This is a genomic window from Lysinibacillus sp. IITD104, assembly GCF_036698265.2.
Classification (GTDB): Bacteria; Bacillota; Bacilli; order Bacillales_A; family Planococcaceae; genus Lysinibacillus; species Lysinibacillus boronitolerans.
The window spans coordinates 1,225,151-1,240,451 of the sequence record NZ_JBAHYH020000001.1; the positions used below are offsets into that span (position 1 = coordinate 1,225,151).

Sequence of the window (15,301 nt, forward strand, 5' to 3'; positions counted from 1 at the left end):
TAGTTGTCAGAAAGCTGATTGTCATATATGTTGTAAGGTGTAGAATTATGTTAATACTTTGAAGGAGGTACATGGTATGGATTGGTTACAAGCTGCAAGAGAAAGGCAAGATGAATTAATACAAGAGTTACAGGAGCTTGTGCAAATTAATAGTGTGCTCGATGAGAATACAATAACTACTGAAGTACCTTTTGGAGAGGGTCCACTTCAAGCGCTTGAATGGTTACTAGCAAAAGGCCAAAATGAAGGCCTACTCACGAAAAATGTTGATAATTATGCTGGGCATATTGAAATGGGAACTGGTGAAGATTTACTTGGTATTTTATGTCATGTTGATGTTGTTCCGATTGGAGAAGAAGCAGATTGGACATACCCTCCATTCAGCGGAACAGTAGCTGATGGTAAATTATTTGCACGTGGTGCGATTGACGATAAAGGGCCTACGATTGCGGCATGGATGGCCATGAAACTTGTGAAAGATGCAGGTATTCCATTAGAAAAAAGAGTACGAATGATCATTGGGACAGACGAAGAAACAGGATTCCGCTGTGTCGACCACTATTTTAAACAGGAGGAAATGCCGACTATTGGTTTTGCGCCAGATGCGGATTTCCCGCTCATCAATGCAGAAAAAGGCATTGCAGAGCTTGTGTTCTCTCAAAATAAAGTAGGTGATGCAACGAAAGAACAACTACTATTATTTAATGCAGGAAAGCGTCCAAATATGGTACCTGATTTTGCAAAAGCAACGATTCAGCATGTAACAGCATCATTCGAACAGAATTTTCAAACATTTTTAAGCAAAAATCAGCTAGAAGGCTCTTTATTAATGGAGGAGTCTCGCTATATAATAACTATCAAAGGTAAAGCAGCCCATGCAATGGAACCAGATAAAGGTGTCAATGCAGCTGTTTATCTTGCAGCATTTTTACAACAAGAGTTGACGACAGAAGCAAGTAAACAATTTGTCGACTTTATTGCAGATGTTTTTTATCAGGATCATTATGGTAGTCAGCTCGATTTGCAGTTTGAGGATACAATGTCAGGACAAACAACATTAAATCCAGGGATCGTAAGCTATGATGTCCATAAAGGCGGTAGTTTAGTAATTAGTATGCGCTATTCTGTTTCCTATCCATTCGATGAAAAAATAACAGCAGCACAACGCTTAACCGTAGAAAAAGGGTTTTCTCTAGATATACAAGACGATTCTAAGCCTCATTATGTCAGCGAGGATGATCCATTCATCCAGACATTAGTAGCTATCTATAGACGTCAAACGGGAGATACAGAAACACCTTTATTATCAACTGGTGGTGGGACGTATGCACGTGTGATGAAAAAAGGCGTGGCGTTTGGCATGCTGTTCCCAGGGGAGCCAGATGTAGCGCATCGAGCAGATGAGTTTGTTGTCGTTGAAAACCTCGTAAAGGCAGCGGCAATTTATGCTGAAGCAATTGTTGAACTTGCAGGAAAAAAATAACTCAAAGACGAAAAGGATGAACAAAACATGGCATATTCATTATGGAATGATCAAATTGTTGAAGAAGGATCCATTGCGGTATCACCCGAAGATAGAGGCTATCAATTTGGTGACGGCATTTATGAAGTAATCAAAGTTTATAACGGAAATATGTTTACAGCACAAGAGCATATTGATCGTTTCTATGCAAGCGCCGAAAAAATTCGTCTTGTTATTCCTTATACAAAAGACGTTTTACACAAATTATTACATGAGCTCATTGAAAAAAATAATCTAGACACAGGGCATGTTTATTTCCAAATCACACGTGGTGCCAATTCACGTAATCACGTTTTCCCGGATGCAAGTGTTCCAGCTGTATTAACGGGTAATGTAAAAGCTGGTGAACGTGCATATGAAAACTTTGAAAAAGGGGTTAAGGCTACGTTTGTAGAGGATATTCGTTGGTTGCGCTGTGATATCAAATCTTTAAACTTACTTGGTGCAGTATTAGCAAAACAAGAGGCGGCTGAAAAGGGCTGCTACGAAGCTATTTTACATCGCGGGGATATCGTAACAGAATGCTCATCCGCAAATGTTTATGGGATTAAAGACGGTAAGCTTTATACACACCCAGCAAATAACTTCATTTTAAACGGCATTACACGTCAGGTCATTTTAAAATGTGCAGAGGAGATTAGTTTGCCTGTCGTTGAAGAACCAATGACAAAAGCTGATTTATTAACAATGGATGAAATCATTGTATCGTCTGTATCTTCTGAGGTTACACCTGTTATTGATGTGGATGGCAACCAAATCGGTACTGGAGTGCCAGGTGAATGGACGCGTAAATTGCAACAAGCTTTTGAAGCGAAATTACCACTTTCTTTGAATACAAAATAAAAGAACTATTTAAGAGAGCTATCGATAGGTAGTTCTCTTTTTTTATGGATGTAATGTTTAGTGTCGTCATGTAAAATAAGAAGGATAGTAATGAATAATTTTACAGATTGAAATATGTAGAATAATTGTCGATGTATTGAATACAATGCCTCTTTTCTACCAAAGCAATCAAGATAAAAAGAGAACTATAGATATGGTGAGTAAGAATGGAGTGACCTTTACATGGCACAATTAGTGAAATTACAAGATTATATTTCACGTTATCAAATTGATTTAGCGAGATACCCAACACAATTTGTACGCCTAAAGAAAAACCAATGGGAGCGCATTAAACGACAGTGGGAATTGGGAGAAGATATTAGCGAGTGGCAACATGTTGATAATGAGGCAGAAGCGGAGGCTTACGAGGAAAAAGAACGTTTTTCTTTCATAAAAAAATTGTTTGCTGGAAGACAAAAGGAAGCAACGGAGGATGTTGAAGAAGTAGAAATATCAAATGAGCTTGTTAGTGATGAGGATATAATTCCTGAAGAAGAAACGACGCTCACATTTGAACCTAAAATTGTCTATGCACCACAATCCATTCATGAGCTAAAACGAATGTTTATTGATCAATTTTTTCATTTTCAAATGAAATGGGCCAGTTCAACATTACGAGAAAAATCATATGTAGATCCTCGTTTTATGCGTGACTCCTTGCTTCGTATGTTATTGCAAACATTGCCAGATAATTATCTATTGTTTTATTATCCGATACTACAAATTAGAAAAGCCCCTATAGAGCTAGATGTAGTGTTAATGTCGCCGACAGAGTGTATTTGTATTACGGTCTTAGAGGCTGAAAATCAAGCTGTATATGTAGGTGGCAGTGATCGCTTCTGGATTAAAAAAGTAGGGACGAAGGATTCTAAAGTTTTGAATCCAACAATTAACTTAGGGCGGATGGAATCGGTACTGTCACAATTATTTAAACAGGAGGATATTGATATGCCCATCCGTAAGGTTGTGCTATCTCGTAATGGGTATTTTGATTATCCTGGTTCACCATTTGGGGTTCGCTTTGTTGATCGTCGAAATTACCATGAATGGATAGAGCATTTAAGAAAAGTTTCCTCCCCTATGAAGCATATGCAAATCCGAGCTGCACAGACCATTTTAAATACAGTCCAAACGACCTCCTTTAACCGAGATATTTGGCAGCAAGCTCCACAGCCAACAGAGGACTGATTATGAACACTCTATTTATTGTCAATGAGGCCGCAGGAAATGGAAAAGGGAAAAAGGTTTGGCTGCAACTTCAACAGCAACTCACGATTCCTTATCAAGTGGCTTTTACTGAATATGCAGGACATGGACAGGAAATCGCTCAACAATGGGCACACCAGCAACAAGAGAAGAAATTGCTTGTTGTTGTTGGTGGTGATGGCACCATTCATGAAGTAGTTAGTGGTGTTATACATAATAAATACATCATAATTGGTGTAGTTCGTGCTGGCTCTGGTAATGACTTTGCACGTTATTTTCACACCTTTTCCAATGCCCAGCAAATCGAGGATTATGTAAAAACTACCTTGGCTAATGCGAGAATGGATGCAGGGATCGTTCAGATTGGTAATCAACGAACAGAAATATTTGTTAATAATGCTGGCATAGGCTTCGATGCATATGTGACAAAATCAATTAACACTTCTCGTCTTAAGTTTTATCTCAATAAGATTGGGCTAGGGAAACTTTCGTATGCTGTCGCTGTAATTAGAGGATTATTTCGCTTTGAACGCTTTGATGTAATGATACGTTCAGGGGAACATGAATGGCAATTTCAGCAGACATGGTTTGTGGCGATGAGTAATCAACCTTATTTTGGAGGAGGCATGAAAATATCACCTGCCGCAAAAGCGGATGATGGTAAAGTTGATATAACGATTGTACATGGTATTTCACGTATCAAATTATTACTTGTATTTGTCACTGTCTTTTTTGAAAAGCATACAAAATTTAAAGAAGTTACTTTTTTACAGGGGCAGGACTTTGATCTTATCGTAGCAAATAAGGTTGACTATCATGCGGATGGTAATTATATTGGCATTGTCAATCAAGGGACAAATATTCACTGTACAATACAACAAAATGCTTGGCAGGTTATTGTCAAGGATTCATAAAAAATATCATTGTGCAATAATTTCATGCGAATTATAAGGGAATACGTTATACTATTAAAAAATCAATAATTTCACAGGAAAGAAATGAGGAACAACATTGAGATTAAGAAATAAGCCTTGGGCAGAGGAAATGATTACAGATCACCCAGAGGTGATTATTCCAAATCCTGAAGACTTTAAAGGAAATTGGCAGGCTGTTTTCGGCAATGACAACCCTATCCATATTGAAGTAGGCTCTGGAAAAGGACAATTTGTGACTGGTATGGCTTTGCAAAATCCTACGATCAATTATATCGGCATTGAACTTTATGATAGTGTGATTGTTTGTGCATTAGAAAAAGTGTTAGAGGCAAAGTCTCCAGCGAATTTACGTTTGCTAAAAGTAAATGGCGCAGATTTATATAAATTCTTTGACAAAAACGATGTATCACGTGTATACCTGAATTTCTCAGATCCTTGGCCAAAAACACGACATGCAAAAAGACGTTTAACGCACGGGGATTTTTTGAAATTATATGAGTCGATTTTAGTGGATAACGGGGAAGTCCATTTTAAAACGGATAACCGAGGTCTGTTCGAGTATTCTTTAATCAGTATGTCTGAATATGGGATGTTATTAAAGTATGTATCTCTCGACCTACATGCAAATATGCCAGAGGATAATGTGATGACAGAATATGAAGAGAAGTTTTCTGCAAAAGGGCAGCCGATTTATCGCTTAGAATCGCAATTTATCACTAAATTGTAGGGGGAGTATGGATGGATCAGTTACAGTTTCACAATATGTCATTATCATGGCTAAACGGGGGTGTTACATGCCTAGATGGTGGTGCGATGTTTGGTGTTGTACCAAAGCCACTTTGGTCTCGCAAATATCCAGTCAATGAAAAAAATCAAATTGAATTACCAACAGAACCTATCCTTATTCAATATGAGGGCAAAAACTACCTCATTGATACGGGTGTAGGCTTTAACAAATTAAATGAAAAGCAGCTTCGAAACTTTGGTGTAACAGAAGAATCTTCGTTAGCAGATAGCTTACAAGAGTTAGGATTAACGACATCAGATATTGATGCAGTATTAATGACGCATTTACATTTTGATCATGCTGGTGGTTTAACGCAGTGGGAAGGGGATGTACTTGTACCAACTTTCCCAAATGCCAAAATTTTTGTAACACAAATTGAATGGGATGAAATGCGTAACCCAAATATCCGTTCTAAAAATACTTATTGGAAAGAAAATTGGGAACCAGTTCAGCATTTAGTTGAAACCTACGAAGGGTCATTGGAAGTAGTACCTGGAATCGAAATGATTCATACTGGTGGTCATAGTGAGGGACATGCTGTCATCAAGCTAACGCAAAATGATGAAGTGTTATTGCATATGGCAGATATTATGCCGACTCATGCTCATCAAAATCCATTGTGGGTATTAGCCTATGACGATTATCCAATGACAAGTGTATTTGCAAAAGAGCGACTGATGAAAGAAGCCCTTGCAAATAACTATGGCTTTATTTTCTATCACGATGCTTATTATCGTATGATTCGATGGGATGAGTCAGGCAAAGAGATTGTGGATAAACTAGAGCGTAGTAGACAAGCTGTTATTACATTTTAATAGAGCAAGCTAAGGCGAGGTAGTTGGCATATAAAATGTCAATACCTCGCGTTTTTGTTCGTGAACAGGATAGAAAATATGATACACTTAACACGATACTAAAATACAAAAGAGAGTTGAAATAAACATGGCAACTGAACAACCATTTTTACCCGTTTTACTTGGATCAGATATGAATGCATATGGTATGGCACGTGCGTTTTATGAAGCATACGGTATTAAACCACTTGTCTTAGGACGTTCTCATTTAACAGCAACACAAGATAGCCATATCCTACAATTTCAAGAAATAGACCGTTTAAATGAACAAGATGTTTTTGCACCTGCCCTTGCAGAAGTTGCAAAAAAATATGCTGATAAAAAACTATTACTTTTAGCATGTGGGGACGATTATGCTAAGCTGATTATCAAAAATAAGCCAGCGTTACAAGAGCATTTTACCGTACCGTATATCGATGAATCGTTGATGGATGAAATTTTATTGAAAGAAAATTTCTATAAAATGTGTGATCAATATAATTTTAAATATCCAGGTACAACAACGGTGACAGCTGATAACTATGAAAACTTTACACCACCATTTGCTTACCCGATTATTTTAAAGGCTTCAAACTCAGTAGAGTATTGGGCTTGTAAATTCCCTGGGAAGAAAAAAGTATTTGTTGCTCATGATGAAGCGGAAAAAACGGCTATATTAAAAGCTATTTATAGCTCGACTTATCAGGATACAATGATTATTCAAGAATTTATTCCTGGGGACGATTCCTATATGCGTGTGTTAAATGCCTATGTAGGGAAGGATGGAAAAGTGAAGCTGATGTGTCTCGGTAATCCTATTCTAGAAGAACATTCTCCTGAAGGAATCGGAAGTTATGCAGCCATCGTGACAACCTATGATAAAGAATTAATGGATCAAGTACGTTTCTTCCTAGAGGATATCGGCTATACAGGTTTTGCGAATTTTGATATGAAATTTGATATTCGAGACAAGCAATATAAACTTTTTGAAATCAATTTACGTAATGGACGTTCTAGCTATTATGTAACGGCAAGTGGTCATAACTTAATGAAGTATGTAGCGGATGACCATATGTTAAATATCGAGCAAGATGTCACATATGTGCAGGACAAGCATTTATGGATGATTATTCCTAAAGGTGTATTGTTCAAATATGCATCGAATGAAAAGCTCAAACTAGAGGCAAAAAAATTAATTAGTGAAGGGAAATACACAAATTCTCTTTACTTTAATGAGGATATGAATGCGAAGCGTTGGGTGAAACTAACACTTAATAATTTAAATTATTATCGTAAGTATAAAAAGTACTTTAATAATAAAGGTTTATCTGAATAACATAGAAAAGCCATCTCCAATTCATGGGATGGCTTTTCTTGTATATACATAATTAAACTTCTGTTAGCTCCACGACAACACCAGAGCGTGCATCGGCAGCAAATTCGAATGTCTGCATCTTACCTTCATGCATACGCGAAATCCCTCCGCGATATACTGGGATAGTAATAATACCGTTTGTGAAATCTTCAGTTTTCATAAAAATCCAAGAACCATCAATCGGTGAATCCTTTTTAAATTCTCTTTTTATGTTTTCAAGTACTTGTCCTGCAGGTACGAACGGAGAAACTTTTTCACTAGCTTCTTTAATAATGACTGCGGCAGCTAAGCCAGTTGCGACACCAATTAAAAAATCACGTAATTTCATACTTTTTTCCTCCTTTTTCTATACCTTTATTTTAGCATAGCCTATAGAGTGAATGCACGTTCACAATTAAGCAGATTTAGGAAATGTATCAATATTTCGAATTCGGAAATAATTGTGTTACAATAGGCAAGGAAGAATATTCTACTTCGTGGGGAGAGAGTCATCATGAATGAGGAAACATTACAATTATTTAAAACATTAACAGAATTACCAGGCGCTCCGGGTAATGAACACGCAGTACGCGCGTTCATGCGTTCTGAGTTAGAAAAGTACTCGGATGAAATCGTTCAAGATAATTTAGGGGGTATTTTTGGTGTTAAGCACAGTGATGTTGTGGATGCACCGAAAATATTAGTTGCTGGTCATATGGATGAGGTAGCATTTATGGTTACTTCTATCACAGATAATGGAATGATCCGTTTTCAAACATTGGGCGGCTGGTGGAATCAGGTTATGCTTGCACAGCGAGTAGAAGTATATACGAAAAATGGGGCAATTCCTGGTGTTGTTTCATCCATCCCACCACATTTATTAACAGATGCAGAACGAGCGAAGCCAATGGATATAAAAAATATGCTTATCGATGTTGGTGCTGATAATAAAGAAGATGCTATGTCTATGGGTGTTCGTCCTGGACAATCCATCATTCCAATTTGTCCATTCACACCAATGGCAAATCCGAAGAAAATTATGGCTAAAGCTTGGGATAACCGCTATGGCTGTGGCCTAGCGATTGAATTAATGAAAGAAGTACAGCACGAAAAATTAGCTTCACATTTATACTCAGGTGCAAATGTGATGGAGGAAGTTGGCTTACGTGGTGCACAAGTATCAGCAAACATGATTAAACCAGATTTATTCTTTGCACTAGATGCTTCTCCTGCCAATGATATGTCAGGTGAAAAAAGTCAATTTGGACAGCTCGGCAAAGGCACTTTACTTCGTATTTTAGATCGTACAATGGTTACACATCGTGGTATGCGTGAATTTATTTTAGATACGGCCGAATCAAATCATATCCCTTATCAATACTTTGTCTCCCAAGGTGGAACAGACGCTGGTCGAGTGCATACGGCAAACGATGGCGTTCCAAGTGCAGTTATTGGTGTATGCTCACGTTATATTCATACATCAGCGTCAATTATTCACATTGATGATTATGCTGCTGCAAAAGCATTAATTGTAGAATTAGTGAAAAAAGCAGATCGTTCGACATTAGAGACAATTCACGCTAATGTATAAGAAGCAAGGAAGATGCCTTTTAGAGGCATCTTTTTCTATGGAAAGAAAGTGGGGATTAGATGAAGATAGCAATTGGCACAACTAATAAAGCCAAAACAGAAGCAGTTGAAGTAATTGCTCGAAAATACTTTGAGGATTCTCTCTTTACTCATGTCAAAGCTGCTTCAGAAGTATCAGATCAACCGATCAGTAATGAAGAAACTAGATTAGGAGCAATGAATCGTGCTAAAAACGCATTGATTTTAACGGATGCAGAATTATCATTTGGCTTAGAAGGTGGCGTAACTGAAATTGATGATGAAATGTATGTTTGTAACTGGGGTGCATTAACAGTGTCAGACGGAACAACATTTACAGCTGCTGGCGCACAAATTATACTGCCCAAAGAAATTGCCCAGGAAATAAGAACTGGTGGAGAACTTGGACCGATTATGGAGCAATATACAAAGCGTCGAGATATTCGTCAGGGTGCAGGTGCTGTAGGTATTTTTACGCAAGGTTTAGTAAGTAGACAGATGATGTTTGAGCATATTGTCTCGCTTTTAGTTGGTCAATATTTGTTCACATTTTCACAAAAATAGTTAAATGGAATTAGTGGTAAGAGGATAGTTAGGTTGCATCTTATGAATAATTTTTTTAAAATAGAAAAAAGTTAGTAGTGAAAGGAAGAGAGATATGCTATTTTCATGGCTAAGAGCAATTGGCCTAATGCTTTTACTTCTTGTCCTTTCTGGCTGCAATCAATCTATTGATGATCAAATTGCTAATGGGCTGCAATTAACGGAGAAGGTTTTTGCTGAAGAGCCAGAAGAACATACAGTAGAAATTGGGGATATCAAATTATACTTACCTTCAAACTTTAAAGTTGAAGACAGTTCAGATGCTTATAATATTGTAATTTCAAAAGGAAAAGAAAGCTACATTCTTTTTATCAATGATCGTGAAGCACAAGACAGTAAACTTTATTATAGTCTTTTAAAAGAAAATGAGGCGGACAAAATTATCGAAGAGTCGACTTTTGATAAGGATGGTCGTTTTGGTTTCACAGCGGTTCTAAAAACGGACCAAGAAAATGAAATGGAGCTCATTGTTAGTAGCGGTGGTGTGAAGATGTCAACCATTTCAAAGGCTAAACAAATTGAAAATAATTTGCGTGAGATGACGAAAATCGTTCATTCGGTTAAGATGAAGTAAATAGAAGGATTGAACAGAACGGTTCACAAACATGTGAGCCGTTTCATTTTGAAGTTAGGATGTGAAAAAGATGAAGCAAATGAAGTCTGAACAACTAGTCGAGCTATTAAAAAAGCAATTAACTGAAGAGAAATATGAATTTCATTTTGATAAAAAGTACGATAAATTACGCTTGAATCATAAGACGATTGGAAAAGGGATGGAGCTCTCCTTACCTGGGATCTTAGCAAAATATAATGAGAAGCAAGAGTCGGCGATTGAAGAAGTTTTATATACAATTGAGCAAACCTTTAACGCGATGGTACAAGAAAAGGAACAGGGTTTCCAAACGACTACACATATTTATCCCGTAATTCGTGCCACTTCTTATCCACAGGCATCGAAAGAAGGGCATGCCTTTATTACAACTGAGCATACAGCTGAAACGCGCGTCTTTTATGCGCTCGATTTAGGTAAAACCTATCGCTTTATTGATGAATCTATGCTAGAAGCCTTACAATTAACTGTAGAACAAATTCGAGAAATGGCACGCTTTTCGGTGAAACAACTACCAACCGCCTATAAAAAAGATGAAGTAGCAGGTAATATTTTTTATTTTGTCAATGTGAATGATGGCTATGATGCTAGCCGGATTTTAAATGAGAGCTTCTTAAAAGAAATGCAGGCACAAGTGGAGGGCGATATGACACTATCTGTGCCGCATCAAGATGTATTAATTATAGGTGATATTCGTAATGAAACAGGGTATGATGTATTAGCACAGATGACCATGCATTTCTTTGCAGTCGGGACTGTACCGATTACGTCATTATCTTTTATTTATGAAGATGGGGAACTAGAACCGATCTTTATCTTAGCAAAAAACAGAGTGAAAAAGGAGCAAGAATAACAATGAATGTATTTTACAACAAAGAGCATGTAGGAGATGTCTTACTAGTTCAACTAGCAACAGAGGCTATTGTGAAAACGGAAGTAGAACGTGCTGGTGATATTGCTATTTTAAAGGAAGCTCAAACGGGAGAAATTAAAGCCTTTAATTTATTTAATGCGAGCAGTTACATCCAAACAGATGCAAAAGGCTTAGTAGAAGTGACACCAGAATTAGTAGCACAGCTAGCAGTGGCAATCGAAAAAAATGGAGCTAATATTAATCTTGATGTTGATTTTTCACCAAAATTTGTGGTTGGATATGTAGAAACAAAGGACAAGCATCCTAATGCTGACAAATTGAGCATCTGTTCAGTGAATGTTGGAGATGAGATATTACAAATTGTGTGTGGTGCCCCTAATGTTGAAGCTGGTCAGAAGGTAGTTGTAGCGAAGATTGGTGCCGTAATGCCTTCAGGTATGCTTATTAAAGAAGGAAATTTACGCGGTGTTGAGTCTTACGGCATGCTTTGTTCAGCACGTGAATTAGCGATTCCTAATGCTCCATCTGAAAAAGGAATTTTAGTATTACCTGAGGATGCTATTGTAGGTAGTGCTTTTGAAGCACCAACTAAATAAAAATCCCTCTATTTAAAAAAGAAATTATTAAAATTTAAATGTTTTATCATGATATTATTCCTTGTATCAAGGTTAAATGCCCTAAATCGTTATGTTACTAATATGCTAGTAGCATAACGATTTTTTTGTTTAGAATGAGCCTCTAAATGCAAGTTTCAAGACCGTTTTTATGGTATGCTTTTTGGTGTAGACATTGAGCTATTGAATAATTTAAAACTAGACAATGCTATAAATGAAGTGTAAGAGAAATGAGTGAAACGAAGTGAACTGGTTTAAAAAACAAATTAGTAAATTTATTAATAAAGATGATGAAGACTATGAGTATGAAGAATATTATGAGGATTATGGAGAAGTTCAGTCGGAGCAATTACATACACAAAAAGAACCAACAATCGCTAAGCAAAAGACTTTCCGTTTCCCTTTGATTGACGATGATGAAGGTGAGACATCCTACACGTCCTCAAAAGACATGTTTGATCAAATGGAAGATGATGATTATGGACAAATTCGGGATTTATCGTTACCAAAGCATTTAAATCATCATATTGTCGATTCTAGTGTTTATGATGTAGAGGTTTCAGGAATTCGGGATTTACTAGCAAATCGCTCTAAACGTACAGGTCGAAAAACAATGATGAAAAGTCAGCCTTTAGAACAAGAATTTCGTTCAAGAGCAAGCTTAGTGTTTCGAGATGCACAAAATGAAACAGCTAATTTAAAGCCTATGACTGCACCTACACCAAAAGAAAAGAGTCAGCGAAAAGAACAAAAAGTTGAAAATATTGTACCAGAGAATCGCAAACGATTTGTTCCAACAGATGTGCCTTCACCTGTCTATGGTTTTGCAAAACCAAGTCCAATCAAAGAATTATTAGATAAAAGAAAAGAAGAATATGAGAAGCAAGAAACCGATGTACAGGCAGTTGAAAAGGTAACTGTTGCAAAGCCTTTAAAAGAAGCGACAACAAATGAGGTAAATGAAAATATAATAGAAGAAAAAGAGCCGGCTAGCACAAACCAAACGGTTGTAACAGAGCACCATGCAATCATTCAACCGAAAGAGCTATCGACAGTAAATGAACCAATTATTTTTGAGGAAGAAGTGTTAGTTGAAGAGAACGATGATAAGGAAGATTTATTGTCAAATGTAGCTGTACCTCAAACGACTTCTTTTGCTATGGAGTTTGACGAGCAAGTGAAGGAAGCTGTTGGGCAAGATCAAACAGTTCAACAGCTTTCAGCAGATCAGTCTGAAATCCATGTCAAAGAAATGATTGTGGAACAAGTTCAAATTGAAAATTCTACGATCCATATTGGAGAAGTTACTGTCGTTCAACCGTCAATGGATGACCAATCTCCTGATACTGCATCGAGAGAAGAAAAAAGTCGAATTCCATTTAATGTACTAATGTTAAAAACAGATAAAGAAAAATGGAGAATCCAACAGCAATTGAAGATGGCTCAGCAGCCTCTACGTGTAGAGAGCGAGCCAGAAACAGAGAAAAACAAACTAGTGGATGTGACGGTAGAAAAATCTTCGTCCTTAGACAGCATGACAACAAATGAAATATACGTCTCACAACCAGAAGATGATCATGATTTGCATATCACAGAGAATGTTCAATCGAAAATAGATTTCCCAGTGCAACTTGATGATGTAGAAAATGTTACTTCAAAAAGCAGTACTCAAGAGCCTGTGGCTGTGATTACAATGGCTCCTGTTACATCAATGCCAGATATCTCAACAAATGAACGAATAGAAATCGAAAAAGCAGCTGCTGCTGAAATTTCTGCAACTATTGAGCCAGAGCTTGAGTTAGAACCAGAACTCGAGTTAGAACCAGAACTTGAACTAGCTTCAGAACTGGAACAAGTATCAGAACCAGAACTAGCTATCGAACCTGAAGTAGTTTCAGATATTGTAGAGTATGTTCCAGTAGAATCTGTTGAGAATCAAGTAGTACCACAAGTAGTGGAAGCTGAGATACCAGCAAAGCCTGTACACGTCTATCAAAAGCCTACGGATGAATACCTAGAGCCACCAGAGGAAAAAACACAGGATACGGATTGGATGGAGCAACAGGGCGACACATTAGTCGAAGCACTATCTTATTTCCAAGTTTCTGCGCAAATTGAATCGATTATGCAAGGCCCTGCTGTTACTCAATTTGAAATAACGGTGAGCCATGGTACAAAGGTTAGTAAAATTCGAAACTTAGCAGATGATCTAAAACTTGCCTTAGCAGCAAAGGATATTCGTATTCAAGCACCCATTCCTGGGAAAAGCTCGATCGGTATTGAGATTCCAAATCGAGTATCACGAGCTGTTCGCTTATCTGAGGTAACAAATAGTGCCTCCTTCGTTGAGTCAGATTCACCATTAGAAGCAGCACTAGGACTTGATTTGACTGGAAAGCCTGTTACGTTAGATTTACGTAAAATGCCACATGGTTTAATTGCTGGTGCAACGGGTTCAGGTAAATCCGTTTGTATTAATTCTATTTTGGTTAGTTTATTATATAAAGCTGCACCACACGAGCTAAAACTCATGCTGATCGACCCTAAAATGGTAGAGCTGGCGCCATTTAACCATATTCCGCATTTAGTTAGTCCTGTCATTACAGATGTAAAGGCGGCAACGGCTGCGCTGAAATGGGCAGTAGAGGAAATGGAGCGTCGCTATCAGCTCTTTGCTCATGCAGGTGCACGTGATATTACACGGTATAACGCCATAGCGGATAAAAATAAGGAACATAGCCTAAAGTTGCCTTATATTTTAATTGTCATTGATGAGTTAGCTGATTTAATGATGATGTCTCCAGCAGATGTAGAGGAGGCCATTTGCCGTATTGCTCAAAAGGCACGTGCATGTGGTATTCATTTAATTGTTGCAACGCAAAGACCTTCTGTGGATGTTATTACAGGGTTAATCAAATCAAATATTCCTACACGTATTGCCTTTGCTGTTTCCTCTCAAATTGATTCTCGTACCATTTTAGATGGGCAGGGAGCAGAAAGGTTACTTGGTCGAGGGGATATGCTATATTTAGGTAACGGTATGTCAGCGCCAGTGCGTTTGCAGGGAACTTTTGTTACAGATGATGAAATTGAATCGATTATTGAGCATGTTCGTGAACAGGGTGAACCTGATTATATTTTCGATCAAGAGGAATTATTAAAGAAAACAGAGGTTTCTGCAGAACAGGACGATTTATTTGAAGATGTTTGCCGATTTGTCTATGAGCAAGGGGGGGCTTCTACCTCATTGATTCAACGAAAGTATCATATTGGCTATAATCGTGCTGCTCGTTTAATTGACATGTTAGAATCACATGGTTTTGTTTCAGAAGCAAGAGGAAGTAAGCCACGTGAAAGTTACATTACAGAAGAAGATTTAATTACTATGTTTGAATAAGAATTGCATTGTTTTCGTCTAGATTATCTAATTTACGTCGAATTTAGTTTTTTTAGAAAAGTTACACATCTATCCT

At 37.4% G+C, this 15,301-nt stretch carries 14 protein-coding genes; 13 read left to right on the top strand and 1 reads right to left on the bottom strand.

Annotated features, from left to right (window positions below; genetic code table 11):
- The first annotated feature begins 76 nt into the window (after nucleotides 1-76).
- The 7 genes from pepV (at nucleotide 77) to V1L66_RS06305 (ending at nucleotide 7,501) form a co-directional block, all read left to right on the top strand.
- A complete protein-coding gene (gene pepV / locus V1L66_RS06275; RefSeq protein WP_333005432.1) occupies nucleotides 77-1,483 on the top strand; it encodes a dipeptidase PepV in 1,407 nt (468 codons plus the stop codon).
- Nucleotides 1,484-1,510: 27 nt separating this feature from the next.
- A complete protein-coding gene (gene dat, locus V1L66_RS06280; protein ID WP_048393484.1) occupies nucleotides 1,511-2,365 on the top strand; it encodes a D-amino-acid transaminase in 855 nt (284 codons plus the stop codon).
- A 222-nt stretch (nucleotides 2,366-2,587) separates the two neighbouring features.
- Entirely contained in the window at nucleotides 2,588-3,592 is a 1,005-nt protein-coding gene (locus tag V1L66_RS06285) for a nuclease-related domain-containing protein (RefSeq protein ID WP_036078419.1), read from the top strand.
- A 2-nt stretch (nucleotides 3,593-3,594) separates the two neighbouring features.
- On the top strand, nucleotides 3,595-4,524 hold the full coding sequence (locus V1L66_RS06290; protein ID WP_333005435.1) for a diacylglycerol kinase family protein: 930 nt from the start codon (nucleotides 3,595-3,597) through the stop codon (nucleotides 4,522-4,524).
- Between the two features lie 97 nt (nucleotides 4,525-4,621).
- A complete protein-coding gene (gene trmB / locus V1L66_RS06295) occupies nucleotides 4,622-5,272 on the top strand; it encodes a tRNA (guanosine(46)-N7)-methyltransferase TrmB (protein WP_016991781.1) in 651 nt (216 codons plus the stop codon).
- Nucleotides 5,273-5,283: 11 nt separating this feature from the next.
- Nucleotides 5,284-6,147 carry an MBL fold metallo-hydrolase gene (locus tag V1L66_RS06300; protein ID WP_016991780.1) on the top strand — a complete coding sequence of 288 codons (864 nt, stop codon included), beginning with the start codon at nucleotides 5,284-5,286 and terminating at the stop codon, nucleotides 6,145-6,147.
- Nucleotides 6,148-6,274: 127 nt separating this feature from the next.
- Nucleotides 6,275-7,501, top strand: coding sequence for a hypothetical protein (locus tag V1L66_RS06305; protein WP_016991779.1), 1,227 nt, complete (start codon nucleotides 6,275-6,277; stop codon nucleotides 7,499-7,501).
- Nucleotides 7,502-7,553: 52 nt separating this feature from the next.
- Here V1L66_RS06305 and V1L66_RS06310 read toward each other — a convergent pair whose 3' ends face one another.
- Nucleotides 7,554-7,868 carry a hypothetical protein gene (locus tag V1L66_RS06310; protein WP_016991778.1) on the bottom strand — a complete coding sequence of 105 codons (315 nt, stop codon included), beginning with the start codon at nucleotides 7,866-7,868 and terminating at the stop codon, nucleotides 7,554-7,556.
- Nucleotides 7,869-8,033: 165 nt separating this feature from the next.
- Between V1L66_RS06310 and V1L66_RS06315 the strand changes: the two genes are divergently transcribed.
- The 6 genes from V1L66_RS06315 (at nucleotide 8,034) to V1L66_RS06340 (ending at nucleotide 15,225) form a co-directional block, all read left to right on the top strand.
- A complete protein-coding gene (locus V1L66_RS06315) occupies nucleotides 8,034-9,110 on the top strand; it encodes a M42 family metallopeptidase (protein ID WP_036078412.1) in 1,077 nt (358 codons plus the stop codon).
- A 59-nt stretch (nucleotides 9,111-9,169) separates the two neighbouring features.
- Nucleotides 9,170-9,691: a DUF84 family protein gene (locus V1L66_RS06320; protein WP_016991777.1), complete on the top strand. Its 522-nt coding sequence runs from the start codon at nucleotides 9,170-9,172 to the stop codon at nucleotides 9,689-9,691.
- A gap of 94 nt (nucleotides 9,692-9,785) precedes the next feature.
- Nucleotides 9,786-10,304, top strand: coding sequence for a hypothetical protein (locus V1L66_RS06325; RefSeq protein ID WP_016991776.1), 519 nt, complete (start codon nucleotides 9,786-9,788; stop codon nucleotides 10,302-10,304).
- 70 nt (nucleotides 10,305-10,374) lie between these two features.
- A complete protein-coding gene (locus tag V1L66_RS06330; RefSeq protein WP_016991775.1) occupies nucleotides 10,375-11,193 on the top strand; it encodes a DUF1444 domain-containing protein in 819 nt (272 codons plus the stop codon).
- Nucleotides 11,194-11,195: 2 nt separating this feature from the next.
- Complete coding sequence (gene ytpR, locus V1L66_RS06335; RefSeq protein WP_016991774.1) at nucleotides 11,196-11,810, top strand: YtpR family tRNA-binding protein; 615 nt, start codon at nucleotides 11,196-11,198, stop codon at nucleotides 11,808-11,810.
- Between the two features lie 262 nt (nucleotides 11,811-12,072).
- Nucleotides 12,073-15,225: a DNA translocase FtsK gene (locus V1L66_RS06340; RefSeq protein WP_333005442.1), complete on the top strand. Its 3,153-nt coding sequence runs from the start codon at nucleotides 12,073-12,075 to the stop codon at nucleotides 15,223-15,225.
- Nucleotides 15,226-15,301: the final 76 nt, after the last annotated feature.

Excerpts from the sequence above, each read along its gene's own strand:
- pepV (WP_333005432.1), top strand. The coding sequence starts at position 77 with ATGGATTGGTTACAAGCTGCAAGAGAAAGGCAAGATGAATTAATACAA.
- dat (WP_048393484.1), top strand. The coding sequence starts at position 1,511 with ATGGCATATTCATTATGGAATGATCAAATTGTTGAAGAAGGATCCATT.
- V1L66_RS06285 (WP_036078419.1), top strand. The coding sequence starts at position 2,588 with ATGGCACAATTAGTGAAATTACAAGATTATATTTCACGTTATCAAATT.
- V1L66_RS06290 (WP_333005435.1), top strand. The coding sequence starts at position 3,595 with ATGAACACTCTATTTATTGTCAATGAGGCCGCAGGAAATGGAAAAGGG.
- V1L66_RS06300 (WP_016991780.1), top strand. The coding sequence starts at position 5,284 with ATGGATCAGTTACAGTTTCACAATATGTCATTATCATGGCTAAACGGG.
- V1L66_RS06305 (WP_016991779.1), top strand. The coding sequence starts at position 6,275 with ATGGCAACTGAACAACCATTTTTACCCGTTTTACTTGGATCAGATATG.
- V1L66_RS06310 (WP_016991778.1), bottom strand. The coding sequence starts at position 7,868 with ATGAAATTACGTGATTTTTTAATTGGTGTCGCAACTGGCTTAGCTGCC.
- V1L66_RS06315 (WP_036078412.1), top strand. The coding sequence starts at position 8,034 with ATGAATGAGGAAACATTACAATTATTTAAAACATTAACAGAATTACCA.
- V1L66_RS06320 (WP_016991777.1), top strand. The coding sequence starts at position 9,170 with ATGAAGATAGCAATTGGCACAACTAATAAAGCCAAAACAGAAGCAGTT.
- V1L66_RS06325 (WP_016991776.1), top strand. The coding sequence starts at position 9,786 with ATGCTATTTTCATGGCTAAGAGCAATTGGCCTAATGCTTTTACTTCTT.
- V1L66_RS06330 (WP_016991775.1), top strand. The coding sequence starts at position 10,375 with ATGAAGCAAATGAAGTCTGAACAACTAGTCGAGCTATTAAAAAAGCAA.
- ytpR (WP_016991774.1), top strand. The coding sequence starts at position 11,196 with ATGAATGTATTTTACAACAAAGAGCATGTAGGAGATGTCTTACTAGTT.